At 66.9% G+C, this 25,324-nt stretch carries 20 protein-coding genes; 8 read left to right on the top strand and 12 right to left on the bottom strand.

Features of this window, described 5'->3' with window-relative positions:
- Window positions 1-77: 77 nt before the first annotated feature.
- Window positions 78-1,094: an ATP-binding cassette domain-containing protein gene (locus MU582_09325; GenBank protein UPK76821.1), complete on the top strand. Its 1,017-nt coding sequence runs from the start codon at window positions 78-80 to the stop codon at window positions 1,092-1,094.
- Window positions 1,094-1,954 carry an ABC transporter permease gene (locus MU582_09320; protein UPK77139.1) on the top strand — a complete coding sequence of 287 codons (861 nt, stop codon included), beginning with the start codon at window positions 1,094-1,096 and terminating at the stop codon, window positions 1,952-1,954. Before MU582_09325 ends, MU582_09320 begins: the two co-directional genes overlap by 1 nt.
- A gap of 98 nt (window positions 1,955-2,052) precedes the next feature.
- Here MU582_09320 and MU582_09315 read toward each other — a convergent pair whose 3' ends face one another.
- From MU582_09315 to MU582_09305, 3 genes are read right to left on the bottom strand one after another with little or no spacing between them, the layout of a single operon-like run.
- Complete coding sequence (locus tag MU582_09315) at window positions 2,053-5,142, bottom strand: NB-ARC domain-containing protein (protein ID UPK76820.1); 3,090 nt, start codon at window positions 5,140-5,142, stop codon at window positions 2,053-2,055.
- Window positions 5,143-5,191: 49 nt separating this feature from the next.
- The gene (locus MU582_09310) at window positions 5,192-5,587 is read right to left on the bottom strand and encodes a type II toxin-antitoxin system VapC family toxin (GenBank protein UPK76819.1); all 396 of its coding nucleotides are present in this window, start codon (window positions 5,585-5,587) and stop codon (window positions 5,192-5,194) included.
- On the bottom strand, window positions 5,584-5,823 hold the full coding sequence (locus MU582_09305; protein ID UPK76818.1) for a hypothetical protein: 240 nt from the start codon (window positions 5,821-5,823) through the stop codon (window positions 5,584-5,586). The genes MU582_09310 and MU582_09305 overlap by 4 nt, the downstream gene beginning before the upstream one ends.
- 96 nt (window positions 5,824-5,919) lie before the next feature.
- Here MU582_09305 and MU582_09300 point away from each other — a divergent pair, with 96 nt between their 5' ends.
- Together MU582_09300 and MU582_09295 are read left to right on the top strand one after the other, a co-directional pair.
- Entirely contained in the window at window positions 5,920-6,387 is a 468-nt protein-coding gene (locus MU582_09300; protein UPK76817.1) for a MarR family transcriptional regulator, read from the top strand.
- Complete coding sequence (locus MU582_09295) at window positions 6,384-7,697, top strand: MFS transporter (protein UPK76816.1); 1,314 nt, start codon at window positions 6,384-6,386, stop codon at window positions 7,695-7,697. Before MU582_09300 ends, MU582_09295 begins: the two co-directional genes overlap by 4 nt.
- A gap of 82 nt (window positions 7,698-7,779) precedes the next feature.
- Here the strand turns inward: MU582_09295 and recD are convergent, their stop codons facing one another.
- The 3 genes from recD to recC are packed head-to-tail and all read right to left on the bottom strand — an operon-like array spanning window position 7,780 to window position 16,285.
- Entirely contained in the window at window positions 7,780-9,621 is a 1,842-nt protein-coding gene (recD, locus tag MU582_09290) for an exodeoxyribonuclease V subunit alpha (GenBank protein UPK76815.1), read from the bottom strand.
- On the bottom strand, window positions 9,618-12,929 hold the full coding sequence (locus MU582_09285) for a UvrD-helicase domain-containing protein (GenBank protein ID UPK76814.1): 3,312 nt from the start codon (window positions 12,927-12,929) through the stop codon (window positions 9,618-9,620). The genes recD and MU582_09285 overlap by 4 nt, the downstream gene beginning before the upstream one ends.
- A complete protein-coding gene (gene recC, locus MU582_09280; GenBank protein ID UPK76813.1) occupies window positions 12,926-16,285 on the bottom strand; it encodes an exodeoxyribonuclease V subunit gamma in 3,360 nt (1,119 codons plus the stop codon). The genes MU582_09285 and recC overlap by 4 nt, the downstream gene beginning before the upstream one ends.
- Before the next feature lie 135 nt (window positions 16,286-16,420).
- On the opposite strand from recC, the gene MU582_09275 reads away from it, so the two are divergent.
- From MU582_09275 to MU582_09265, 3 genes are all read left to right on the top strand, one after another.
- Entirely contained in the window at window positions 16,421-17,440 is a 1,020-nt protein-coding gene (locus tag MU582_09275; GenBank protein UPK76812.1) for an acetamidase/formamidase family protein, read from the top strand.
- A gap of 105 nt (window positions 17,441-17,545) precedes the next feature.
- The gene (locus tag MU582_09270; protein UPK76811.1) at window positions 17,546-17,863 is read left to right on the top strand and encodes a helix-turn-helix domain-containing protein; all 318 of its coding nucleotides are present in this window, start codon (window positions 17,546-17,548) and stop codon (window positions 17,861-17,863) included.
- The gene (locus tag MU582_09265; GenBank protein UPK76810.1) at window positions 17,860-18,159 is read left to right on the top strand and encodes a HipA N-terminal domain-containing protein; all 300 of its coding nucleotides are present in this window, start codon (window positions 17,860-17,862) and stop codon (window positions 18,157-18,159) included. Before MU582_09270 ends, MU582_09265 begins: the two co-directional genes overlap by 4 nt.
- 50 nt (window positions 18,160-18,209) lie before the next feature.
- Here MU582_09265 and MU582_09260 read toward each other — a convergent pair whose 3' ends face one another.
- Genes MU582_09260 through MU582_09235 form a run of 6 tightly spaced genes read right to left on the bottom strand, consistent with a single transcriptional unit; the run spans window position 18,210 to window position 24,345 of the window.
- Entirely contained in the window at window positions 18,210-19,643 is a 1,434-nt protein-coding gene (locus tag MU582_09260) for an aldehyde dehydrogenase family protein (protein UPK76809.1), read from the bottom strand.
- The gene (locus MU582_09255; GenBank protein ID UPK76808.1) at window positions 19,643-20,800 is read right to left on the bottom strand and encodes a mandelate racemase/muconate lactonizing enzyme family protein; all 1,158 of its coding nucleotides are present in this window, start codon (window positions 20,798-20,800) and stop codon (window positions 19,643-19,645) included. The genes MU582_09260 and MU582_09255 overlap by 1 nt, the downstream gene beginning before the upstream one ends.
- Window positions 20,797-21,666: an NAD(P)-dependent oxidoreductase gene (locus MU582_09250; GenBank protein UPK76807.1), complete on the bottom strand. Its 870-nt coding sequence runs from the start codon at window positions 21,664-21,666 to the stop codon at window positions 20,797-20,799. Before MU582_09250 ends, MU582_09255 begins: the two co-directional genes overlap by 4 nt.
- On the bottom strand, window positions 21,663-22,712 hold the full coding sequence (locus tag MU582_09245; protein ID UPK76806.1) for an ABC transporter substrate-binding protein: 1,050 nt from the start codon (window positions 22,710-22,712) through the stop codon (window positions 21,663-21,665). The genes MU582_09250 and MU582_09245 overlap by 4 nt, the downstream gene beginning before the upstream one ends.
- Window positions 22,709-23,527, bottom strand: coding sequence for an ABC transporter ATP-binding protein (locus MU582_09240; GenBank protein UPK76805.1), 819 nt, complete (start codon window positions 23,525-23,527; stop codon window positions 22,709-22,711). Before MU582_09240 ends, MU582_09245 begins: the two co-directional genes overlap by 4 nt.
- Window positions 23,524-24,345, bottom strand: a complete 822-nt coding sequence (locus MU582_09235) for an ABC transporter permease (GenBank protein ID UPK76804.1) — start codon at window positions 24,343-24,345, stop codon at window positions 23,524-23,526. The genes MU582_09240 and MU582_09235 overlap by 4 nt, the downstream gene beginning before the upstream one ends.
- Before the next feature lie 246 nt (window positions 24,346-24,591).
- On the opposite strand from MU582_09235, the gene MU582_09230 reads away from it, so the two are divergent.
- Window positions 24,592-25,260 (top strand): GntR family transcriptional regulator, encoded by a 669-nt coding sequence (locus MU582_09230; protein UPK76803.1) that lies wholly within the window; start codon window positions 24,592-24,594, stop codon window positions 25,258-25,260.
- The last annotated feature ends 64 nt before the right edge of the window (window positions 25,261-25,324 follow it).

The raw sequence follows: 25,324 nt of genomic DNA, 5'->3' as shown, positions 1-25,324 counted from the left end.
CGTCGGTCTCACGGCGCGGAGTCGCATGAAACTGGCTCGAAGCCGCGATGAAACCGTGCCGGTGCACGATCATCGGCATGAGCACAGACACCATGACTTCAACCCGGGCCATCCGCCCGGCGACCCGCACGGCAGTGCGTACTGAAGGCCTCGTCAAGGTCTTCGGCGACCACCGCGCCGTCGACGGGATCGATCTCGAGGTCCGCACCGGCGAGGTGTTCGGCGTACTCGGACCCAACGGTGCGGGCAAGACCACGATGCTCTCGATGCTGGCAACGCTGCTACGCATCGACGGGGGGCATGCCGAGGTGTTCGGCGTAGACGTACGCAAGCAACCGCACGTCATACGCCAACTCCTCGGCGTGACAGGTCAATACGCATCCGTCGACGAGAACCTCACCGCAACCGAGAACCTATGGTTGTTCGGGCGCCTGCAGGGACTTCGGTCGGCGAAGGCCAAGAGCACCGCTGCCGATCTCCTGGAACGCTTCGGCCTGCAGGACGCGGCGAAGAAGCCGATCTCGCATTTCTCCGGCGGCATGCGCCGACGGCTCGACCTCGCGGCCAGTCTGATCACCCGCCCGCCGCTGATCTTCCTCGACGAGCCGACGACCGGCCTCGACCCGCGTACCCGCGGCCAGATGTGGGACACCATTCGCGATCTCGTCAATGACGGCTGCACAGTGATGCTCACCTCCCAGTACCTCGACGAGGCCGACCAGCTCGCCGACCGGATCGCCGTCATCGACCGCGGACGCAAGGTCGCCGAAGGCACGTCCGACGAGCTCAAGTCGTCGGTCGGTGTCTCGACCCTGCAGCTCGAACTCGCCGCCGAGGGCGACGTTCCCGTCGCGGTCGGGGTGGTACGCGAGGTGCTCGGCGTCGAGCCGGTCCTCAGCCCGGAGCGCGCCAGGCTGAACGTCGCGATGGACGCGGCCGACCAAGCGGGCGACGTACTCATCGCCATGCGTACCGCCGACGTCTCGATCACGTCGGTCAGCGTGCAGAAACCGAGCCTGGACGAGGTGTTCCTCGCGATCACCGGCCACGAAACACAGGACTCCGATGAGACACACACCGAGGAGGTTGCGTGATGACAGATCTGATGACCAGTGAGGCCGGTCGCGGGGGTGTCGGCCTCACCCCGCAGTTCCGCGAAGAGGACCCGGTCGCCGCGACGCGACCGCATGTGTCGATCGGCGAGACCGTCAGCCAGACGCTCGCGCTCGCCTGGCGGGCGATGAAGAAGATGCGCCGGAACCCGGAGCAGTTCTTCGACGTGACGGCTCAGCCGTTGTTGTTCACCGCGATGTTCGCGTACATCTTCGGCGGCGCGATCAGCGGTGACGTCTCCAGCTACCTACCGTTGATGGTGCCCGGAATCCTCGCGCAGACCGCGCTGACGACCTGCATGGCGACCGGCGTGCAATTGCGCGAGGACATGGACAAGGGCGTGTTCGACCGGTTCAAGTCGCTACCGATCGCACGCATCTCGCCATTGGCCGGACCGATGGTCGCCGACCTGTTGCGCTACACGATCGCCGCGTCGCTGACGTTCGCGACCGGCATCGCGATGGGATACCGCCCGGGAGGCGGAGTGCTCGGCGTCGCTGCGGCAACACTGCTGGTGATCGTCGCCGGCTGGTCGCTCGCCTGGGCGTTCACGTTCGTCGGCACGATCGGCCGCTCGGCACAGAGCGTGCAGGGCATCTCGATGATGATCCTCTTCCCGCTGACGTTCCTGTCGAACGCGTTCGTACCAGCGGACACGCTGCCCGGCTGGCTGGAGGCGTTCGTGAAGGTCAACCCGGTCTCCCACGTCGTGACCGCCGTACGCGATCTCGCCAACGACGGCGCGGTCACGGCCGAGGTCGGCTGGGCGCTGCTCGGCTGTGCCGCGGTGATCGCGGTCTTCGCTCCGCTGTCGGTGAAGTCGTACCAACGCAAGATGTAGTACGCCGAGACGCGAGAAGCTCCACGCTGACACGTGAGAAGTGCCGCGCCGAGACGTGACTTCTGCTCAGCAGAAGTCACGTCTCGGCGCACTACTTCTCACGTGTCAGCGTGGTTTGGGAAGGTCTGCAGGATGAACTCGCGTGCTTCGGGCAGGAGCTCGGGACCACGGCGGTCGGCGTACTCATCCGACACCTTCGCCAGTGCGCCCGGCGCGAACCGTTCGGCAGCGGCGACCGCGTTGTCCCACGCGAGGGTTGGCATTCGCCGCGGGTAGCCGAAGCGGTCGGCGAACACACAGAGTCGTACGCCGTCCTCGGCGGGCACACACGCACGGTGCAGGCTCCACATCCCGAGACCGAACAGAACGACACCGAGCACCGGATAGTCGAGGTGGAGCCGGTCCGGGCGCGATACTCGCTCCACCTTGTCACTCACCAACTGCCAGAGGTCTTCGCCCGCGTCGTCAGTGTGCAAGGCGTACGCCGCGAGCGCCGTCGACTCCGCGGCCAGGATCCAGGGCTCCATGCCCACGTACCCGTCACCGAGCCCGGGGAAGCGAATCGTCCGCGACTGCTCGATCGCCCCTCGGTACGCCGCGAGGCCGGCCTCGATCTCACCACGTACGAGCAGTAGCTCAGCGCGGCCCGTTGTGATGATCGAGCCGGTGGCGAACCCCGGCCTTCGCGCATCACAGCGTTCGATCTCCTCGAAGATCCGCTCGGCCTGATCGGACGATCCGTGCGCCAGCGCTTGGCCGAGCAGCACGGCCCGGCTCTGGATCGCATCATCGACGGCCTCGAGCCGGTCGAGTACCGGGATCGACTCGACCGCATACTTCGCGGCCTCGTCGAACTCGCCGATCTGGCCGAGCAGCTGTGCCAACGACGTACGCAGGATCGCGGCTATCCACGGACCGTCGTCGGGCTGCCACAGAGCGAGCGCGCGCTCAGCAGCCCGGGCCGCTCCCGCCGGGTCTCCGTCGTTCTCGAGCAGATGGCTGTGGTACTGCGTCGCCTGCATCGCGACGTACCGTTCCGGATCTGCGGCAAGCGACTCGAGGCGCTCCGCGCTGCCGTCAGGGTCGAACGGATCGAACGCGAGCGTCACCTCGCAGACCGCCCGGATCGCGGGATGCTTCGACTCCGCGCCGAGGTCCCGGAGCATGGAGCGCGCCGAGCGATGGGCTTCGGGTACCGCTATCACGGCATTCGTCAACGAGATCGCGAGCGCGACCCGGGCGAGGTCGACGAGCTCGGGCGGCGGACGCCAACCGTCGAGTGCGTCCTCGAGCGCGTCGATGAGGGCGATGATGCGTCCGTGCGCCCCGACGATCGACCAGAAGCACCCGACCGCCGCGAAGACGACGACGGCAGTCTCGCGATCGCGAGCGGCGAGCGCCCGACGCAGTACGTCGGCGAGGTTGCCTTCCTCGATCCGCAGAGCGTCCATCGCGTCGACCTGCCGCTCGCCCCAGAGCACGAACAGATGGCGTTCTGCGTACGAACGCATCCACGAATGCTGCGCCTCTTCGGCGTCGGCGTCCTCACCCGTGTCGACGAGCTGCATCCGGCCGAACTCGCGTACGGTCTCGAGCATTCGGTACCGCACGCTCGAGCCCGAGTCGTGCACCGACAACAGCGACTGGTGCACCAGACTCTCGACGCTCTCCAGAGCCGTCGGCCCGAGCATCGCCTCGGCCGCCTCGTACGTGAAGCCGTCGTTGAAGACCGACAGCCAACGCAGTGCCTTGCGCTCGGGATCGTCAAGCAGGTTCCACGACCAGTCGATCACCGCGATCAACGTCTGGTGGCGGTCGGGAGCGCTTCGATCTCCCCCGCGCAGCAAGGCGAACCGATTCTCGAGCCGCCGCGCGATGTCTTCGACCGACATGACCCGTGCCTTCGCCGCAGCGAGCTCGATCGCAAGTGGCAACCCGTCGAGGCGTTCGACGATCTCCGCGACGGCCTGCTCGTCGAGAGCGACGTTCGGCCGCGCCGCGACCGCGCGCTCCTCGAACAGCTCGACGGCATCGTCGGGCCGTAACTGCCCGAGCGCATACACCCGCTCGGCGGCGATCTTCAGCGGCGCACGGCTGGTCGTCACCACCCGTAGGTCTCGACACGTCGCGACGAGGAACGCGACCAGATCGGCGACGGCGTCGACCACGTGCTCGCAGTTGTCGAGGATGAGCAGGCTCGGCGCAACGGACAGCTGCTGCGCGATCCGCGCGCGTACGTCGGCGCGCTGCTCGGGCGTCAACGACTTGCGGGCCACGATCGAGTCACGTACGCCCAGTACTGATCCGACCTCGCCGACGACGTCCTCAGGAGCCGCGATGCCGACCAGCTCGACGAAATGGACGACCGGCTGCTCAGCATCGCGGCCGAGCACGTGCGCGAGCCGGGTCTTGCCGAGCCCGCCGGCACCGACGATCGAGACGACTCGTGCACTTGCGATGAGGGTGTGCAGCGCGCGCACGTCGGTATCTCGGCCGACCAGTGCGTTTCCGTCGTACTGCACACCGTCGCGTACCGGCCGGTCGGCGGCGAGCAGCTCCCGATAGACGCTCTGGACGGCCGGACCGGGATCGGTGCCGAGCCGGTCGGCGAGCTCGCGGCGATGGCGCTCGTAGCGATCGAGCGCGTACGCGGGTCCGTGTACGGCTGCCTCGCTGCGCAGCAGGCAGGACAGCACATCGTCGGTCGGGTCGAGCGCGAAGAGCTCCTCGAGGACCGGCAGCGCCGCGGCGTGGTCTCCGGATCGGCTGCCGGCAAGTGCGACCACCAACCGCAGGTCGTCGGACGGCCCGATCTCGAGTCCGCGGCGCGCGGCGACGAGCGCCTTGTCGAGCTGGCCGTCGTCGTACGCCGCGCGGGCGGCCGCACTCAGGTCCCGGTGGGTGAGTAAGTCGACCTCGTCGCGAGCGAGGCCGAGACGGTACCCGGCCGGCGAGCGTTCGATCAGCCGTTGGTCGGTAGCCGCGCGTACCCGCGAGACCTGCACCTGCAGTGCTTTCGTCGGGTTCGCCGGAGGCTTGTCTGCCCAGACCGCGTCGACCAGGGCATCGGTGGACAGGCCGGTGGGGCCGGCCTCGACCAGCGCCTCGATGAGCGCGCGCGGACGCTCGCCGACCAGCGGTTCGCCACGCCAGCGCACGCCGTCGAGCAAGGTGAGTGCAAAGGGCACCCGACCAGCCTACGGCGACAGGTCCGTCGCCCCGCACACGCCACGGGGATCAATGCAGCGCCTCGACCCGACAATGGCGCACGGCCGCTCGCGCCAACCGCCCATCGGCCGTGACCAGGGTCAGACAACGCAAGCGAGCGAGCGCAACGTACGCAGAGTCGTAGCCGCTGATCTCCGGACGCAACGCCCACATCTGCCCCATGAGCCCTTCGAGGCCGACTCCATCGATGGTCAGGCGCGGGATTCGAGCAACGGCTTGTCGCCCGGCAGCGTCGCTGAGCTGGCCGCCGAGCGTGAGCCCTCGGATCGCGGAGAACACCTCCGCCGACCAGTGCGCGGGGGCGCACCACTCGACGTCTCGCCCGAGCGCACGGGCGGCGGCTTCACCCCTCTCCCCGGCGAACGCCAGCATCTCGGTGAGCGCCGACGCGTCGACGACAATCACTCGCGACGCTTGCGTTCGAGGTCGATGATCTCCGCTGCGTCGGGCGCATCCTCACCTGCGAGGTGTGCGCGGTCGAGATCCACCTCGGCGATGAGGTCGGCGTTGGTCATGAAATCCGCCTCGCGTTTGAGTACGCCGAGCGCGTACGCCTGCAACGACTGGCCCCGCGAGGTCGCTGCGGACGCGAGTGCTTCTTTGACCTCGACGGGTACGTCGCGGATCGTGAGCTGGACCATGCTTGCATTATGCCTGCGTACAGCATGCAGAATCAATCTCCGGCGTCACCGACGGCGAATCGTGGAATTACATAAGCACGTGATACAACTGGTTGCGTGCCACAACGTACGCCGGTCTCCGCCCCGCTGACAGAGGCGACCGAGGTGCTCGACTCGCTGTTGCTCGCCTGGCGTCGGATCACTCCCGACTCCAGCCTGAGCCGCACGGCGGCGTCGACTCTTGGAGCTCTCTACCGGCTCGGCCCGATGCGCCTCACCGCGCTCGCCGATCGCGAGGCGGTCACCCAGCCCGCCATGACCGGTCTCGTACGCCGCCTCGAAGCCCAGTCCCTCGTCAACCGCACGCCCGACCCGAGCGACCGTCGCGCAGTCATCATCGGCCTGACCCTGTCCGGCGAAGCGCTGGTCGGCAAGCGGCTGCAGCACTACGCCGGCACGATCGCGCAAATGGTCGGCACCCTCGAACCCGACGACCTCGACCGGCTCGTCGACGCGCTTCCAGCGCTACGGCGCCTCGCCGACGCGGCACACGTACACACCAGCCACAAGGAGGACCCTCGGTGACAGCGCCCACGACCGAACACGGCGGCAGCAGCATGTTCCGCCAGCCCAAGGCGGTGTACGCAGTCGCTTTCGCCTGCGTGATCTCCTTCATGGGCATCGGTCTCGTAGACCCGATCCTGCCCGCACTTTCGTCGCAGCTCGACGCCTCCCCCAGCCAGGTCACCCTGCTGTTCACCAGCTATCTGGTCGTCACAGCCGTCGCGATGCTCGTCACGAACTGGGTCTCCAGTCGACTCGGAGCCAAACGTACGCTCATCGCCGGCCTCGCGATCATCGTGACGTTCTCGGCACTGGCCGGCTTCTCCCAGTCGATCGGCGGCATCATCGGCTTCCGCGCCGGCTGGGGACTCGGCAACGCCCTCTTCATCGCCACCTCGCTCGCTGTCATCGTCGCTTCCGCGCATGGCGGTTTCGCCGGCGCGATCGTCTTGTACGAAGCGGCGCTCGGACTCGGCATCGCGGCCGGTCCGCTGTTGGGCGGGCTCCTCGGCGATATCAGCTGGCGCGGGCCGTTCTTCGGCGTCTCCGTGCTGATGGGTATCGCGCTCGTCGCCACGTTGATCCTGCTGCCCGCGACACCCAAACCAACACACCACACCTCGATATCCGCACCACTCAAGGCACTTCGGCATCGCGGGTTGCTGAAGATGAGCATTGCTGCCCTCCTGTACAACTGGGGCTTCTTCACCATGCTCGGGTATGCGCCGTTCCCGATGGAGCTGTCGGCAATTCAGCTCGGCTTCGTCTTCTTCGGGTGGGGTCTGCTGGTCGCGATCTTCTCCGTCGCAGGTGCCCCGCGCTTGCAGGCCCGATACGGCACCGGACCGTCGCTGTACGTAGCGCTCACGCTCTTCGCAATCGACCTCGCGGTCATAGCGATCTGGCCCGACACCCGGGCCGTACTGGTGACCGCCGTGATCATCGCGGGCATCTTCATCGGCATCAACAACACGCTCACCACCCAGGCCGTGATGATCGTGTCGCCGGTCGAGCGTCCGGTCGCATCGGCCGCGTACGGGTTCGTCCGGTTCATCGGCGGCGGCCTTGCGCCATTCGCCGCCGGCAAGCTCGTCGAACACTTCAACCTGCACGTGCCATTCGCGCTCGGCTCGCTTGCGGTGTTCTGCGCGGTGGGCGTACTCCTCAGCGCACACACGATGCTGCAGCACGCCGACAAGGGACTCGACGAAGACGGTCACCCGGCATCCGAGCACGACGACCCGGCCGACGTCGCCGGCGAGGTCGCCGATGAGTTCGGCGGTGCATCGGGCGCGATCGACCAGTCCGAGCAGGCATCCTCACGCCGCTGACAGTCTCGGCGCACAGTGAGTTCGGTGCGTAGTCGTTGATACGTACGGCGTACACCAACGACTACGCGCCGAACTCTCCCGGTCAACGGGTACGAAGGCCGCTGGCCCGTACGATCGGCCGCTCGATCGCCAGTGCCAGCGCCTCGCGGGTGCCGACGATGCGTACGTGCTCCTTCGCCCGGGTGACGGCGGTGTAGAGCAGTTCGCGGGTGAGGATCGGCGAATCGGACGGCGGCAGGATCAGCGTGACGCGGTCGAACTGGCTGCCCTGGCTGCGATGTACCGACATCGCGTGCATCGTCTGCACCTCGGCGAGCCGGTTCGTCGGGAGTACGTCGAGCCCTCCCGCACGGCGGAACGCCGCGCGCGCTGCGCCGTCGACGTCGACGACCACTCCGGTGTCGCCATTGAACAGGCCGAGCCGATAGTCATTTGCCGTCACGAGCAGCGGACGCCCGACGTACCAAGTCCCGTCGGCGCCGTACCCGCCGATGTCATCGCGCAGCCACTCCTCGACGCGCAGACTCCAACGCGCGACACCGTACGGGCCTTCGCGGTGAGCGCACAGCAGCCGATGGCCGCCGAGAGCGTCGACCGCCAGAGCTGGCTCACCCGCGCGCGCGGCGCCGACCACCTCTCCCCCAGCACGCGCGACATCAGCACGCAGGGCGCCGAGCGAGTCCTCCGCAACCAGCTCCACGCTCTGCGATCCGCGGTCCAATAGCGCGAGCACCGCATCCGAGTCGCCCGCGCGTACGCCCTCGGCGAGCGACTCGATCTCGCCGGAGAACCGATACACATGCGATAGGCGTACGACCCCGGAGGCCAACACTGCATGACGATCTGACGAGTCGAGGTCGGCCACATCTCGCTCTACGAGCGACGTGTCGACCGGCGTCGTATCGGCGACGGCGTCTCGCCTGACGAGGTCACCGAGCACCGCGCCGACCTCGACCGATGCGAGCTGGTCGGGATCCCCGACCAGCACCAACCGGGCGTCAGTCCGCAACGCGTCGACCAACCGGGCCATCATCGTCAGCGAGACCATCGATGCTTCATCGACGATCACCGCATCGTACGGAAGCGGGTTGGTGTTGTCATGGCGGAAGCGGGTACGCGATCCGGGTTTCCAACCAAGAAGGCGATGCAACGTCTGTGCGCGTACACCGCTGACCCGGTCGCGATCGCCGCTCTCGAAGCCTTCCGATACCGAGGTCACTGCCTCGAACAGGCGCGCCGCGGCTCGGCCGGTCGGCGCCGCAAGAGCGATACGCGGCGGTGGGCCAGGCTGATCGGCCAATAGCGCAAGGAGCCTCGCGACAGTCGTCGTCTTCCCTGTGCCCGGCCCACCAGCGATCACGCTGAACCAGCGACGCACCGCGATCACGGCGGCGAGTCGCTGCCGGTCGGCGCCTTCCTCTCCGAACAGTCGGGCCACTGCTCCGCCCAGGCGATCCTCGTCGACCGTCGGCGGGGTACGGACGTGGGTTGCATCGATTGTTTCGGCGACGAGACGCTCATCTCGCCAATAGCGGTCGAGGTAGAGCGCAGAACCCTCGAGACGCAGCGGCACACCGACTGGGTCATCGCCGCCCGAAGCAATCAGCGGGCTGCGTGCAACCGCATCGCACCAACTCGCCGTAGTAGGCCACGCAAGCTCGGCGATCGCGACGTCTTCGACGACCGTCGTGTCCTGAACCGTCGAGAGGTCGACGCATGCAGAGCCGAGTCGCACCGAGCGTACGGCCATTGCCGCGGCCAACAGAACCTCGGCTGAATCCTCTCCACCGAGCCGCCCGAGTGCCTCCGCAACATGCACGTCGGCCGCCGCCAAGACTCCTGCGCGGTTGAACTCGGCGAGCAGCCCGGTCGCCCGCGGCACCCGTTGCGCGTCGTACCTGAGATCGAGATCGCCAGCCGTCACGAGGCAACACCACCGTCGAAGAGGTCCGACAGGGCGACCACCAAGGCGCTGGGCGGGCGCCACGAGAAGACGCCGCAGGGCACGCCGTCGACGACGGGTGTCTCCGCACCGCACATGCCGCGCAGGAACAGGTACAGCACTCCCCCTAGATGGGTATCGGGGTCGTACGCAGGCTGGCGCCAGCGCAGGAACCTGTGCAATGCGACGGAGTAGAGCAGCGCCTGTAACGGGTAGTGCGCCGCCCGCATGGCCTCGACGAGTGCCTCCGGCCGGTAGTGCCACGCAGTCAGGTGCTCATCGGTGCCGATCCAGTTGGTCTTGTAGTCGACCACCAGATGGCGTGAGGTGTCGTCATCAGAGCGCACGCGCAGCACGAGGTCGATGCTGCCGGTCAGGAAGCCCCGCAGTCGGCGCGAGGACAGCTGCGGCACCTCGAGGTCTCGGGCGTACGCGGCGAGTGGATCGTCGGCGGGAAGATGCTCACGCAGGAGGCCCGCGATCGCACCAACGTGCACATCGGATGTCGTCCGGTCACCACCGGCAAGCGGCAGCTCGAAGTCGAGCTCGTCCAGTCGGTCGCGGCGGGTGACGTCGATCAGACGCGCGTTCGATGCGAGCGGGCCCAGCGGCGTCGCCAGCGACGGAAGCATCGCATCGGCAAGGGTGTCGGGTTCGATGCCAATGGCTCGCCCCGAGTCCGCCGACAGGTCGATGATCGCCTGCCTTGCGTCGGGGTCGGTGAAGTCGAGCTGTTCGAGCACCGAGTGCACATGCGTACCGAAGGACGCGCCGACGGGAAGCCCGGCCATCGGTGAGATCGGTCCGTGATCCTCAGCTGTCGCGCTGACGTCGACCGGCGGCTCGTCGACGGTCCCGGGATCGGCAGCCTCGCTGGTCGTGCCGTCGTCGAACTCGTGCATACCTGCCGTCAGACGCGAGTACGACATGCGCGCCCACGCCTCGTCGATCGCACGATCGAACTCGCGTACTGCGAGCACCGGGGCGCCCGCGGTCTCCGGCCGCCACGTCAGATCACCGCGGCCGACCACGGTCTCGACCCCGATCGCGCCGCTCGCTCGCTCGGCCAGCGACGCGAGCCGGGTTCGTACGGCCGCATCCGCTGGTACGGACACCGAGCCAGGTAGTGAACCGTCGAGCCCGCGGGTGCCGAACAGCATCCGGTGCAGAGGTGCGGTCGGGGTGTTACTGGTCGGCGCCCAGTACGCAACGACCTGCGACCGTGCACGCGTCAGCGCGACGTACGCGAGCCGCAGAGACTCACCGGCGTCCTCGTCGGCATGCGCACGGCGCCGCTCGGCGTACCCGGGCCCGCCTGGGCCACCGACATCCAACACCCGCCGGCCGTCGGCATCGTGCAATCGCAACGGGTCTGGGTTCTTCGGCACGTAGCGGTCCCATAGGAACGGCGCGTACACGATCGGGAATTCCAAGCCCTTGGCGCGATGCACGGTGACGATCTGGACGGCGTTCGCATCTGATTCGAGGCGCCGACTGCGCTCCTCGCTGACATCGCCGCGGGCTTCGTGAATGCGCGTCCGCAGCCATCCGACGAGCGCGCTGACGCCCATCTCTGCGCGACCTGCCTCTGCGTGCAGGATCTGCCCGATATGACGTACGTCTGCCAGCTCGCGTTCGCCGTTCGCCTGTGCAAGCAGGCGTTCGGCAAGCGCTGTGGTCGCGCTGACTGTTTCGAGCAGCGCGGCGACTCCCCTCTTGGCAAGCGTGTCTGCCCAGCTCCGCAAGGTGCCAGCGAGCCGGTCGACTCCGGACTCATCGACGGCTAGCTGCTCGGCCGTCCAGCCGACGAAGCAGGTCAGCGCGGCCGATCGAATGAGCCCGGGACGATGAGGTTGCTCCAGCGCGGTCAGCAGGCTGAGCCAGTCGGTCGCCGCATCGGAGAGGAACACGCTCGACGTACCGGTCACCACGGCGGGGACGCCGACGTCCCGCAACGCATCGCGAATCGTCTGCCCGTCGACATTGCGCTGCACGAGCACCGCCACGTCGCCCGGGCTCACCGCGTGCTCGGCATCGTCACGGTCTCGAATCATGGTGTTGGAAGCGAGCAGCGCGACAATGTCCTGTGCAACATCTGCAGCAATGTGCGTACGCACAGCGGCAACCGGGATGAGGCCGTTCGACCCGACTTCCAGTTGGTTGCGAGTCACCGTACGCAAGCGCATCGGTGTGGCGCGCTCACCGACGATGCTGGAGCCCTCGTACGCGGCGTCGACCTCGTGCACGGCGATCCGCTCATCCCCGAGACTGACCTCGGACATGATGCTGCCCAGCGCGCTTACGAGTGGGGCGTCGCTGCGCCAGTTCGTGCCGAGCGTCGATGTCGCCTCCGCCGCTGCCGTCGCATCGAGGTACGTGATGACGTCGGCGCCACGGAAGGCGTAGATCGCCTGTTTCGGGTCTCCGATGAGGACCAAGGTCCGATGGCCGTGGAAGGTGCTCTCGAGGATCTCCCATTGCACCGGGTCGGTGTCCTGGAACTCGTCGACGAGTACAACGGAGTAGCGAGCGCGGATACGTGCCTGTGCGTCGGCGCCGGTCGAGTCGTCGGTGAGCGCATCGCGCAACTGCACGAGCAGATCGTCGTAATCCATCAACCGGCGCTGCCGTTTACGTTCGGTGACTCCGGTGCGTGAGGCCTCGGCGATGCGGCGGCAGAGGTCGGCGACAGAGTCACGGTCGGCGTCCTGCGGTTCGAGTCGGGCGTTGTGGTCACCGACCGCGTTCATCGCGATGGCGACCGCCTTGGCGAGGGGGAATGCCGGTGCGGAACTGCGAGGGCCGCCGTACGCGCGCACGTAAAGATCGTCGACCACCTCGCTGACGACGTCCGAGGTGTCTTCTGCAAATCGGACGTCATGGTCGACATCGGCCGTGATGCCCAGCCCTGCCAGCATCTGTTGGCAGAATCCATGTGTCGTTGCGATCGTGGCGGCGTCGAAGTCGGCGACGGCCGCGGCCAGGCGACGCTGGCGTTCGGCGACCTCGTCGGCGTCGGCATCGAGGAGGTACGCGATGAGGTCGTCGGACGCATCACCCAGTGCGAGCGCGTGCGCCGCGTACGTGATGCGTTCGCGTACCCGCTCGCGAAGCTCGACCGTCGCCGCGCGACCGAAGGTGATCATCATCATCGAGTCGATCGGCACGCCTGCGGCCAGGTAGCGCACGGCAAGCGTGGCGATCGTATGGGTCTTGCCCGTACCCGCACTCGCTTCGAGGACTGTGGTGCCGGTCGGCAACTCGCCGTAGAGGTCGAACGTCGGTGTCACGGCCCGCTGACCTCCTCGACGTCGAGGAGGGACTCCCAGACCTGCCGGGCGAGCTGGCCGAATCGGTGTGGCTCGTCCGGCCACTCGTCCCCGATGCGCGGCTGAGCAGTCAGCACGCCGATCTGAGCGTCGCCCCATACGCGCCGGTGACTGTCGTCGTCGAACTCGCCGTACTCGCTGTTGTTCGATGAGCTCCGCCACTGACGTTCGGCGAGCTTGAGGCTCGGGTCGACGCGCACTCCTCCGCGGCGGCGTTCGGCGTACGCGCAGGCCGTCTTCGGAGGCATCGGCAACGGCTCGCGCATGCCCTGCGCGTAGAGCGAGATCAGTGACCCGAGTGTCGTACGCGCGACGGCCGGGTCGATGTCGCGGATGCGCGAGATCGACACACCGCCCCTGCTGCGGCCAACTGTTGTGACGCCCCAACGATCTTGCGGTTGAGCGCTGACCAACGCCAGCAGCTGTACCCAGGCGCGAATCCGGTGCTTGGCGCCGAGCCGCGAGTAGAGAATCCGGACGACTTCTCGTTCGTAGACGTTCGTGACCGCGCCGACGAGTCGAACGCCGTCGATGTCGGCGGCCACCTCGACCGTGGTCGACGCGCCTCGCCGGAGATCGTCGGTCGCGCTCACGACGAGTTCGACGTCTGCGGCGATTGGGTCCAACTCGGCCCTGCCGAGGCCGCCCGGTGGGATACCGCCGCGCAACCACTCGGCGCGTACGGCCGTTTCCTGGTCGATGCCGCGCAGCCGCGCATCGAGCATCCGGTCGCCGATGCTCCACGCCTCGAGCGGACCGAGTTCGATGGGCAGCGCGTCGACGGTCTCGTCGATTTCAGGGATGCCCGAGAGACCGAGTCGGTGGCGCAGAAATGCGCGTACCGGGTGTTCGAAGAATCTGATCAGCTCATCGAGCTCGACGAGCTCGAGCCGCTCTGGTTCGAGTGGGGCTTGGAGGAACGGCCTCGGCTGAGTCCGGTCATCGAGCGTTGCCCGAGCACCGGAGTACGCGGCCGCGTCGAAGCTGAACGGCCGGTCTGAACCGAGCTCTCCGGGCTCGAAGTTGCGTACGTCGAACGGCTGAAGCGGATGGCGTACGACTACCTGGTCGATGACGGATTCGTCAGTCGTGCGTCCGATCGCGTCGATCAGCTCGGCCACTGGCACCGCGGGCGGTCGTTCGGCGCCGGTACGCTCATCCGCGCCGGTGTAGCAGATCACCAGGTTGTCGCGCGCAGCGAGCACGGCGTCGAGGAACAGCTGGCGATCTTCCGACCGCGGATCGCGCTCGCCGATCAGCGGTGCACGCGCGAGGATGTCGTCGCCGTCGGTACGCCCGGTGCGCGGGAAGACCCCGTCGTCGAGACCCAGTAGGCATACGACGCGATGGGGAACGGACCGCATCGGAACCATCGTGCAGATCGTCAGATGTCCGGTGCGGAAGTTCGCCCGTGTCGGTCGACCTTGCAGCCGGTCGGCGAGCAGCGCGCGTACATCGGGCAGGCGAAGGCCGATCTGACCGGCGAGCTCTCCCGCAGCCGTCAGTGCCGCGGTGAGCTGTCGGCGAGCGTGCAGGAGCTGCCATTGCTCCGACGGCGAAGAGTCGTTCAGCAGGTCGATCGCATCGAGCAGAGTGTCGATCCAGGTCTGCAACGGGTGGCGCCCTCGGAGTCGATCGGACAACGCTGCAACGCGATCGACGAACTCTGTAAACCGCCCTGCAAGATCGACCTCGGTGCTGTCGACGTCGTCGAGAGGCAGCGCGAGCCCCAGTGGTTGCAGATCGTCGGCGCCCATCGCCACACCGGTGAGCACCCGGTCGAGACCAGTGCGCCATGTATTCGCAGCGAAGCCGCCAAGCCCGTACTGCCCACGATGCTCGGCATCGAGGCCCCACCGGACACCGGACTGGCGAACCCAGTCGCCGACCCGTTCGAGCGCATCGTCGTCGAACGTGAATCGTCTGCGTACTGAGGGCATCGCGGCCAGATCGAGTAGGTCGGACGCCGTCATTCTTCCGTCGGCGACATCGAGGAGCTGTGCGACGACCGAGAGCACCGGGTTCGTCTGACGCAGCGATCGGTCGGCCAGTCGGATCTGCAGCCGCTGGCCAGGATGAGATCGGTCGGAGGCGTCTCGTGATTCCTCGGTCGCGTACGCGAAACCGAAACTGGCGGTCATGAGCGGTGCCCAACTCTCGATGTCAGGGCACATCACCACGATGTCGCGCGGCTCGAGGGTCGGGTCGTCGGCGAGCGCGCCGATGATCACCTCGCGTAGCACCTCGACCTGCCGTTGCCGCCCGTGACACGCATGGACCTGCACCGATCGATCGTTGCGGGCCACGGTGTGGTCTCCGGTCGGAGCGCGGTCGGTATGGATGTCGCGCTGCAGTTGCGCCAGCAGTGTCGTTGCGGTTCCGTCGTCGCCTTCGTAGGTGTCATCGCCGACCGCGGTGTGGGACGCGAGCCGGAGCTGCATCTCGCGTGCGTCACGTGCCATGGAACGCACGAGCGGATGAGCGGGAAGCCTCGCGGTCGAGTCGTCGCGACGTACGACAGGTGTGTCGGACACTGCCTGCAGGCGATCCCACAGCCCGTGCGACGGATGCGGCAGCCAGAGATGCACGTCGCGACCGACCGCCAGCGCGTCGAGTACGTACAGCTGCTCGCTCGTCAGCCGGGTGGGTCCGAACAACGACAGTCGCTCGGGCAGATCGACGGCTCCGGGGTCGTCGCGGATGCGCTCGCAGGCGCGGTCGAGGCGCTCCGCGGGGCTTTCGACGGCGAGGTGGTTCCGCAGCCGGCGCCACAGCTGCGCTTGCCAGCGCAGGTCGGGCGCGAGCGAGGCGCCCGCGCCGTCGGCGTCGTCACCTCGCGCCCAGGCTTGCACCATCTGCGGGCGGTTGGCGCCGTACGCGGTGTACAGCGCGGCAAGCTTCTGCGCCACAGACACCCGTCGGCCGGCGTCGAAATCGTCATCGTGGACGTGCAGATGGCGCGCGAGTGTCGCCGCCCATGGTTCGCCGACGGAGTCGTCGATGACCTCTAATAGCGGCCAGAGCAGTCGGCGTTCACGCCACGGGTCGTCGTCGGGTTCCAGCTCGAGTGCCGCGGCGAGCAGGTCGCCGACGAGGCGTCGCGGCGACGGGAACTCCACGTTCGCGCAGATGCCGTCGTGGCGACCGGCTTCGGTGCCGAGGTCCGTCGACAGCTGCTGCGCTATCCACCGTTCGACGCCTTGCGACGGCACTGCCACGACATCGGGCGTGAACGGGTCTTCCGGCGGTGTGGCGAGCACCTCCGCAAGCCCGCGGACCAACGCGTCGGCCCGCTCGCCACGATGCAGCCTCAGCATCGCGTACCCAGGGCCGGTTCGAACATCGACTCGACCCTATCTGCTCAACACACCGACCGCCGCCCGATCCGACGACCCGCTACGGTCGGATCCGATGCATCGTCGGGTGAGCACAGCAAGAACGGACAGATCAACGTGAACGCACCGTACAACCTGCACCACGAGGTCGACCGGGACGCCGATCGATCGCGACTCGTCTACACCTTCGGGGGTGTCGAGCCGGTCGCCTCGATCCGCCCGGGCACGCTCGTCACGACGTGGACAGCCGACTGCTTCAACGGAGCCGTTCGTACGACCGACGACATGACCTCGGTAGTGACCGACCCCGCCTACCTGAACCCGCAGACCGGGCCGTTCTACGTCGAGGGCGCCGAACCGGGCGACACGATCGCCGTCCATTTCGTGTCCATCACCCCGAGCGTCGACTGGGGAGTCTCGACGACCGTGCCGTTGTTCGGTGCGCTCACGGCGACTCCGCTCACGGCTCTCCTGCACGATCCGCTTCCGGAACGGACGTGGATCTACGACCTCGACGTCGAGCGCGGGCTCGTACGCTACGACGCGCTCGACTCCGACATCACCATCGACCTACCGATGGATCCGATGCACGGCACCGTCGGCGTCGCTCCCCCGCTCGGCGAGGTGCGCTCTTCGCTCACGCCGGGCTCGTGGGGCGGCAACATGGACACACCGGAGATGCGGGCCGGCGTGACGTGCTACCTCGGGGTCAATGTGCCCGGTGGAATGCTCAGCCTCGGCGACGGACATGCGCGTCAGGCCGAGGGCGAGACGTGCGGCGTCGCCGTCGAGACCGCAATGGACACGGCCTTCATCGTCGAGCTCATCAAGGGCACTCCGACACCCTGGCCGCGACTCGAAAGCGATCGTTACGTCATGTCCACGGGCTCGACCCGGCCGCTCGAAGATGCGTTTCGCATCGCTCATCTCGATCTGATCGACCTGATCTGCGACAACTGCGAGCTCTCCCGCATGGATGCGTACCAGCTGGTGTCGCAGACGGCGCTCACGCCGGTGGCGAACGTATGCGACACCGCGTACACGATGGTCGCGAAGATCGACAAGCAGCTGCTGCCGTTCGACGAGGTGTACGGCGGCGCGCATTCGCGCTTGCGCCGCTGGGCCGCAACGGGCTGACTGCAGGACTGAGATGCACGTACGATCATTCTGACCCACGGATCTCCGATCCGATCCCGTTTCGGAGTGTTCCGATGCACGTACATGCATCAATGGACGATCATCATGGCATCACTACGAAAATCACGAACTTCAGCGCACGATCGTGCATCTGAATATGGCGCGCTCGCGGCCACCGTCTCGCTGCGCCGCGAGGAGCTCGACCTACGCCAGGCCGAGCTCGCCGAGCTCGCCGGATGCTCGACTCGGTTCGTGCATGCCATCGAGACCGGGAAGTCCACGCTGCAACTCGACAAGCTCCTCTCCGTGCTGCGAGTGCTCGGGCTCCACCTCGCGCTCGAGCGAGGTCAGCGCGAAGGCACCGTGACCATTGGCAAGGAGCTGGCCCACCTGTACGACCTTGGTCAAGACGAGGTTCCATGATATCGGAGTGTCGTGCCGAAGGCAGTGGGTTGCCGGCCGACTACACCACCGCCCAGCGTGCGGACGTCTACAAGGGCGGTCGGCTCGCGGCCCACCTCGAACGCACCTCGGGTGGGGTCGACTCTCGTTATGACGACTCCTGGCTTGCGGGCGGTGGCTCGCCGGTCGCGACCTCACTGCCCCTCACAGCGGATCCGCTGGTCGCGGCCAGTGGGGCCGTCCCGGCGTTCTTCGCGGGACTGCTTCCCGAGGGGCGCCGACTGTCCGCGCTGCGACCTGCGCCATCGCTTGGTTGACGCCAGCAGACTTCGCACTCTGCGAACTCGCCACGTACGCGACGCTCAGGTCACCGAGAGAAGGACAGCGTCTGCTCCTCGGTGAACTCCAGCAACCCGCGGAGCCCGCCTTCGTGACCGAGACCTGAGTAGCCGACGCCCCCGAACGGCACCTCGGGCGTGTTCGGTGCACCGTTGTTGATGCCGACGATTCCGACGGTCAGACGTGACGCCAGCGACGCCGCATGCTCGGCATCGCTCGACATCACATATCCACCGAGCCCGATCTGCCATGAGCGGACCTCGGCCACGACGTCATCCTCGGCTGAGAATTTGCGTACCGCACAGACCGGGCCGAAGATCTCTTCCTCCCACGCGGCGGTGTCACGATCGGCCTCGATCAGAGCGGGGGCGGCGTACCAACCGGTCGCCGGCCCCCCCGGCCCGGTCGAGACGGAACACCCGTCGAGCGCTGCCCGCTCGAGCAACGTACGCATCCGCTCCGCATGCTCGGGACGCAACAGCGGACCGAGATCGCTCGCGGGATCCGACGGGTCGGCAACGTTCAGACCATCGATCCGATCACGCAGGCGTCCGACCAGCTCGTCGTACACCGACTCATGGATGAAGACGTTGTTCGCGGCAATGCACGATGCTCCGTTGTTGCGGAACTTCGCCACCATCAGCGACTCCATCGCGTCATCCAGATCGGCGTCCGCACACACGATGAACGGCGCCTTGCCGCCGAGCTCCATCGTCACTCGGGTCATCGTCCGCATGGCGCGTTCGGCGACTGCGACACCGACGCGCGTCGACCCGGTGAAGCTGACCGCGGCTACATCGGGGTGGTCAACCAGCGCGGTCGTCAACTTCTCGCCGTCGCCGACGAGTACGGACAACAGACCCGCGGGCAGATGCGGCTCGGCGAGCTCGGTGAACGCGACACTCGTCAGCGGAGTCAACTCGGACGCCTTCTGTACAACGGGGCAACCGGCGGCAAGTGCCGGAGCAACCTTCCGGGCCGGAATCGAAAGCGGGAAGTTCCATGGGCTCACAGCCGCCACGATGCCGACCGGCCTGCGCTGCACGATGAATCGTCGAGCAGCGTTCACGTAGTGCTCATCGCGCGGCTGAGTCGCGGCATCGGCGAACCAGTCCAGGTACTGCGCCGAGAAGCCGACCTCGCCCGTCGCCTCCGCCAGTCGCTTACCCGACTCCGCGGAGATCAGCTCGGCAAGTGCACCGGTGTTGTCTCGAAGGCTTTCCGCGATCCGGCGCAGTGCCGCAGCACGCTCGCGCGGAGGTGTCGCCGCCCACTCCGACGCAACGCCTCGAGCGGAAGCAACTGCGGCGTCGACCTCGCCGACGTCGGCCCAGCCGACCTGCGCGAGCGTCTCCCCGGTTGCGGGATTGGGCACGTCGTGCAGCTCGCCTTCATACGTACGACCGGCGATCCGAGCAGCCGGGACGGCCGTGGCGGAGGGCAGGAATGGGTTGGTGCTCATCAGGAGATCTCCTCGACGTGGGTACGAAAGCGGCGAACGGTCGCCTCATCCAGCTCGATGCCGAGCCCGGGACCGATCGGTGGTTGTAGCGCACCGTCATGCCAACCGAGCGGTTCACTCAGCAGCTCTGTGCGTAACGGGTTGTCACGTACGTCGACCTCGAGCCAGTCGACGACGGGGAAAGCGGCGCTTAGGTGTGCGCTGGCGACGAGGCCGACCGCGCTCGAGTAGCAGTGCGGTGCGAGCCTGGTCGCGCTGTGGGACGCCGCCCGCGCCACCTGCCGGGCAATCGTGAGCCCGCCCGACTTCGCCAGATCGGGCTGCAGGATTCCGACTGCGCGCGACGACGCGTACGCCTCGAACTCCTCCAGACCGTAGAGGTTCTCGCCGGTCGCGATCGGGATAGCGGTCGCCGACGCGAGCTTCTCGAGGTCGTCGATGTGGTTGCCCGCCAATGGCTCCTCGAGCCATCCGACCCGGTACGCGTCGAGGACGGTGAGCATATCGATAGCATCACCGATCGCCCAAGCCTGATTGGCGTCTGCGAAGAGCCCGTGATCATCGCCCAGCACGGCGCGGGCCTCTGAAAGCGTGGCGATATCGCGTTCCCGCCCGAACCCGATCTTCGTCTTCACCGCAGTGAAACCATCGCGCAGGCCCCGCTCGCACAAGAGCGCGACGTCGGTCGGCCCGACGCCGCTCGCGTACGCTGGCACCGACGTACGCGCGGCCGACGGATCATCGGCGAGCAGCTCACCAACCGGCACCCCCTCGGCGCGTGCGGCGAGGTCCCAAAGAGCGATGTCGATGGCGCTGATCGCCTGCCACACCGGCCCGGGAGCTCCCCACTGACGTCCGATGGGCAACAGGGCGTCGGTGAGTCGCTGGAGCACGTCAGTCGGCTCAGTAGCATCGGCTCCGACGACCAACGGTGCGACACCTTCGGCCAGGGTGGCGATCCGCTCGGCAGGTGCCCAGCCGGGATAGTTGATCCAGCTCTCACCCACGCCGGTGAGGCCGCCGGCCCGCAACTCGACCAGACACGTCTGCCGTGCATCGAGCCGACCGAACGACATCGGCACCACGTCGTCGAGCGGTGCCCGAAGCACCGAGATCCTGACCAGCTCGACGGGCAGCGACGCCTGCCCGCCGGTCACGCCCGCTCGCCGTCGTACGCGCGGTAGACCGCACCGCTGTCACGTTTGCCGAATCCGAGCCGTACTGCTTCGGCATTCAAGGCGTTCACCGCCTCGGCTATCGGCGCTCGCGATCCGGATGCCTTGGCGAGCTCGGCGGCAAGGCGGTTGTCCTTGGTCAGCAGGTCTAGTGCGAACAGCGGTTCGTCGTCGCCGTCGACGATGCGCGGTGCGAGCTCGCGGAACAGGTTCGACACCGTCGCAGCGCCGGAGTCCGCGACTGTACCGACGAATACGGCTGGGTCGACGTCGTTGTCGCGACAGAGCGCGATCGCTTCAGCCGTCACTGCGTTGATCGCGCCGAACATCAGGTTGTTCAGCAACTTGACGACCGAACCCGCTCCGGTGTCTCCGACGCGTACGACCTTGGCTGCGGCCACGCGAAGGAGCAAAGGAGTGACGTCTTCGACCGCGGTCTCCTCACCGCCCACGACGAGAGTCCAGTTGCCCACCTTGTCGGGACGGCCGAGCACCGGAGCGTCGAGGTACGTGACGCCGCCTGGCGCGACGGTCGATGCCGCTTCGCGTGCGGTGATCGGGTCGATCGTCGAGAGGTCCACGACCGTGGAGCCGACGACGCATTTCTGCAGCGGACCACGCGCCAGTTGGGTGACGTGCTCGGGGTTCGGCACCGATACGATCACCATCGGGGTCGATGCGGCGCATGCTTCGGCGGACTCAGCAATCGTCACACCTGCTGCTGCGGCACGCTCCTGCGCTTCGGGCACCGGGTCGTACCCGACGACATCGAGGCCGGCTTCGACCGCGCGTACTGCCACCCGGCCGCCCATGGTGCCGAGGCCGAGAATGCTGAGATCGGTACTCATTTGCTGTCCGCCTTCCACTCGTCGTACGCGTCCAGGAAGATCGAGGTATCGACGAACTCACTCGGTTCGACGAACTCCGGGATGCCGCCGACGTCGACGAAGATCTGCTCCGCTTGGCCGATCCACTTCTCAACATCGCCTCCCTTCCATAGCTGCGCCCATTTGTCGTTCGGGTACAGGCGGGCGAAGCTGAACTGCCGTTTGGTGTCTGCAAGCTCCTGAGTGTCGGAGTACGCCGACTCGTGCACGGTCTTCAGCGCCTGGTCGGTGTTCTGTACGAGCTCGTCATTGATGTCGAGCCACGCGGCCGAGAGCTTCTCCAGTACTTCCTTGTCGCCGTCGTAAAGGTCGTCGCTGGCGGCCCAACCGCCCAAGATCGCTGACTCCGGGTAGTACTCCTTGGCGGAGTCGATCATCTTGGCACCCTTGACGTCGTTCTTGACCGTCTCGTCGAACGGCACCCATAGGGCGACGGCCGGCACATTGTCGGAGACGAACGCACTCACGGCAGCCGGCATGTCGGTGTTCAGGATTTCGACCGAGTCCGGGTCGATCCCCGCTTCCTTGATCGCGTTGTAGAGATACACATGCGCGGTCGTACCCTCCGTCGTCGCGACCTTCTTGCCTTCGAGGTCCGCAACGGTCTTGATGCCGGAGTCCGGGGCAACCCAGAGCTGTGCGGTATCGAACTCGACGTCGTTCGCAAGGAACACCGTGCCGCTGCCAGTGGCCGGGAAGTTCGAGAGGACGCCGCCCATCATCGCCACGTCGACAGATCCACCGCTCAACGCCTGGCTCTCCTCGATGCCCGTGTCGAACGGCACCGGGTCGATCTTCAGACCGTGCTCCTCGAAGATGCCTTTCTCGATCCCGAGCCACATATGGGTATCGACCGCTACCGTGTGCAGGTACCCGATCTTGACGACGGTCTCGCCGTCCTTCGTCGTCGCGCCACTCTCGTCGTCCTCGAGCGCACAGGCGCTGATCGCCGCGAGCGCGAGGACTGCCGCAATGCCCGTCACCCGCCTGCGTAGCCGTGATGTCATGCTGTGCTCCTCTCGGCCGAGCTGTCGCGCAGCAGCCGTTCGATATCGCGTCGGAGGTCGACGAAGTCCCTGGCAAGGCGAGTGTCGGGCGTACGTGGCGCATCGATCGGGATATCGATCACCTCGCGCACCTTCGCCGGCCTGTTGCTCAGGACGACGACCCGGTTGGACAAGTAGATCGCCTCCTCGACGCTGTGGGTGATGAACAACGCGGTGCGTTGCTCCTCGAGCTGGGTCTCGTGCAGCAGCTCCTGCATGTGCTCGCGGGTCTGCGCGTCGAGGGCGGCGAACGGCTCATCCATCAGCAGTACGCGCGGATTCGTCGCGTACGCCCGGGCGATCGCGACTCGCTGCCGCATACCGCCGGAGAGGTCCTTTGGGTGTACGTCTTCGAACCCGGTCAACCCCATCTGCTCGACGTAGTGCGCAACGATCTCGTGTCGCTGCTTACGCGGGACGCGGTTCGCGCGCAGCGTCAGGCCGTACCCGATGTTCTGGGCAACCGTGAGCCACGGGAACACCGCGTACTGCTGGAAGACCACGCCACGGCTGGAGTGCGGCTCGCGTACGACCTGGCTGCCGACGCGCACCTGGCCGTTGTCAGGGTGAGTGAACCCGGCGGCCATGCCCAGCAGGGTCGTCTTACCGCAGCCGGATGGTCCGATCACCGAGACGAACTCGCCCTCGCTGATCTCGAAACTGCAGTCCTGTAAGACCTGTAGGCGTTCGCCGGATCGGTCGTAGTGCTTGCCGATGCCGTCGAAAGTGATCGCATCCGAGGTCACGGTCGACTGCGTGTCCATGGTGAGACTCATCCGCTCTTCTCCTGCCATCTGGTGAGTTGACGCTGGGCCAGCTTGAGCACGGCGTCCATCACCAACGCGCAGACTCCGATCAGGATGATCCCGACGCAGACGTCGGCCATCCGGTTGAAGTTCTGAGCGTCCTTGATTACGGCGCCGAGTCCTTGCTCCGACGCGATCAACTCGGCGGCGACCAGCGTCGCCCAGGAGACGCCGATCGCAACGCGTACGGCGGTGAACACGTGGGGCACAACCGCGGGGACCGCCACCTTCGCGAAGATCTCCCAGCGGTTCGCTCCAAGGGCGCGTGCAGCGCGTACGAGAACCGGGTCGACGCTCGAGATGCCTTCGAACATGACGATGACCGCAGAGAAGAACGCGGCGAACACAAGGATCGAGATGCGCGCTGACTCGCCGATGCCGAAGATCGGGATCGCCAACGGGATAAGAGCGATCGGAGGAATAGCACGCCCGAAGTTGACGAGTGGCTCGAACGTCTCGCGAACGGGCCGGAACCACGCGAGGAGGTATCCGACGGGTAGCGCGATCGCGCTACCGATGGCGACACCGATCAGCACACGCGTGAGGCTCACCCTGATGTCCAACAGTAGCTGCTGGTTGGCGAACATCGCCCGCGTCGCACTCAGCACGTCTCCCGGCGCAGGTATTCGTCCATTGCCCACGCCCCACAGGGCTAGCAGCCACCACACGGCGATCGCGATCGCGAACCCGAGCACTCCCAGCACGATCTTCCTGGATGCGACGCCGATGCTCTCGGCATGGCGTACGCCCGTACGTCCATGCGTCTCGACCACGGCGGTCTGCGTCATGGAACCTCCTCCGTTCGCGTGAGGCGGATGGATCTGGGTCCGCCGCCGCCCCCGGCACGGCGACGGCCGCATCCGCCACTATGCCAGATTCTGCATGTAAGTTATATCTATATGTCAGGTGTCTTTATACACTATCACTGGGCACGTTGATGCATACTCATAGGGCATCTGGCGTCCAACGATCCGCGAACAAGCACGATAGACTCCGCACACCGGGTGATTGATTGCATGCATTGAGGAGCAACCATGACTCAAGTCGAAGCCAGCGTCGAGGTAGGACTCGCCGAGCAGGCGTACATCTCTCTGCGCGACTCGATCCTTGCCCACGAGCTTCGGCCCGGCACCCGCCTGTCGGTTCCGGTCGTCGCGGATCGCCTCGGTATCAGCCGTAGCCCCGCGCGGGAGGCGATCGCGCGGATTGCGCACGAGGGCCTGGCGAACGTCACGCCGAACCGCGGAGCAGTGGTCGCCGACCTCGCCCAGGACGACCTCGTCGAGATCTACCAGCTGCGCGAGGTGCTCGAGGGGCTGGCGTGCCGGCTAGCCGCGCCGCGGTTCGACGACGACGCCGCGACCGAACTCGAAGCACTCGTGGCCCAACATGCCTCAGCGATCGAGGCCGGCGACGTCGACCGGCACTACGAGATCGACGCCGCGTTCCATGCCGCCATCCGAGCAGTCGCGGGGAGCTCACGCCTCATCTCGTCACTCGACATGCTGCAGGGCCAGATCCGACTCGGCATGTATCAGACCCACCGCTCCCCCGGCGGAATGGCACAGGCACTCGCGGAGCACAGGGTCATCCTCGGTGCACTGCAGCTCGGCGACCCCGACGTCGCAGAGTCCGCCGGACGAGCGCATATCGCACGACTGCTCCGCGACCTCCCGACAACCTCGCTCGCCATCTCCCGCTGAGAGTTTGGTGCGGAATCGTTGGTGCTGAGCCGACAGATCAACGACTGCGCACCAAACTCTCAAT

The organism is Nocardioidaceae bacterium SCSIO 66511, assembly GCA_023100825.1.
Classification (GTDB): Bacteria; Actinomycetota; Actinomycetes; order Propionibacteriales; family Nocardioidaceae; genus Solicola.
The sequence above is the reverse complement of the archived record's forward strand: the minus strand, read 5'-3'. Positions and strand labels throughout refer to the sequence as shown.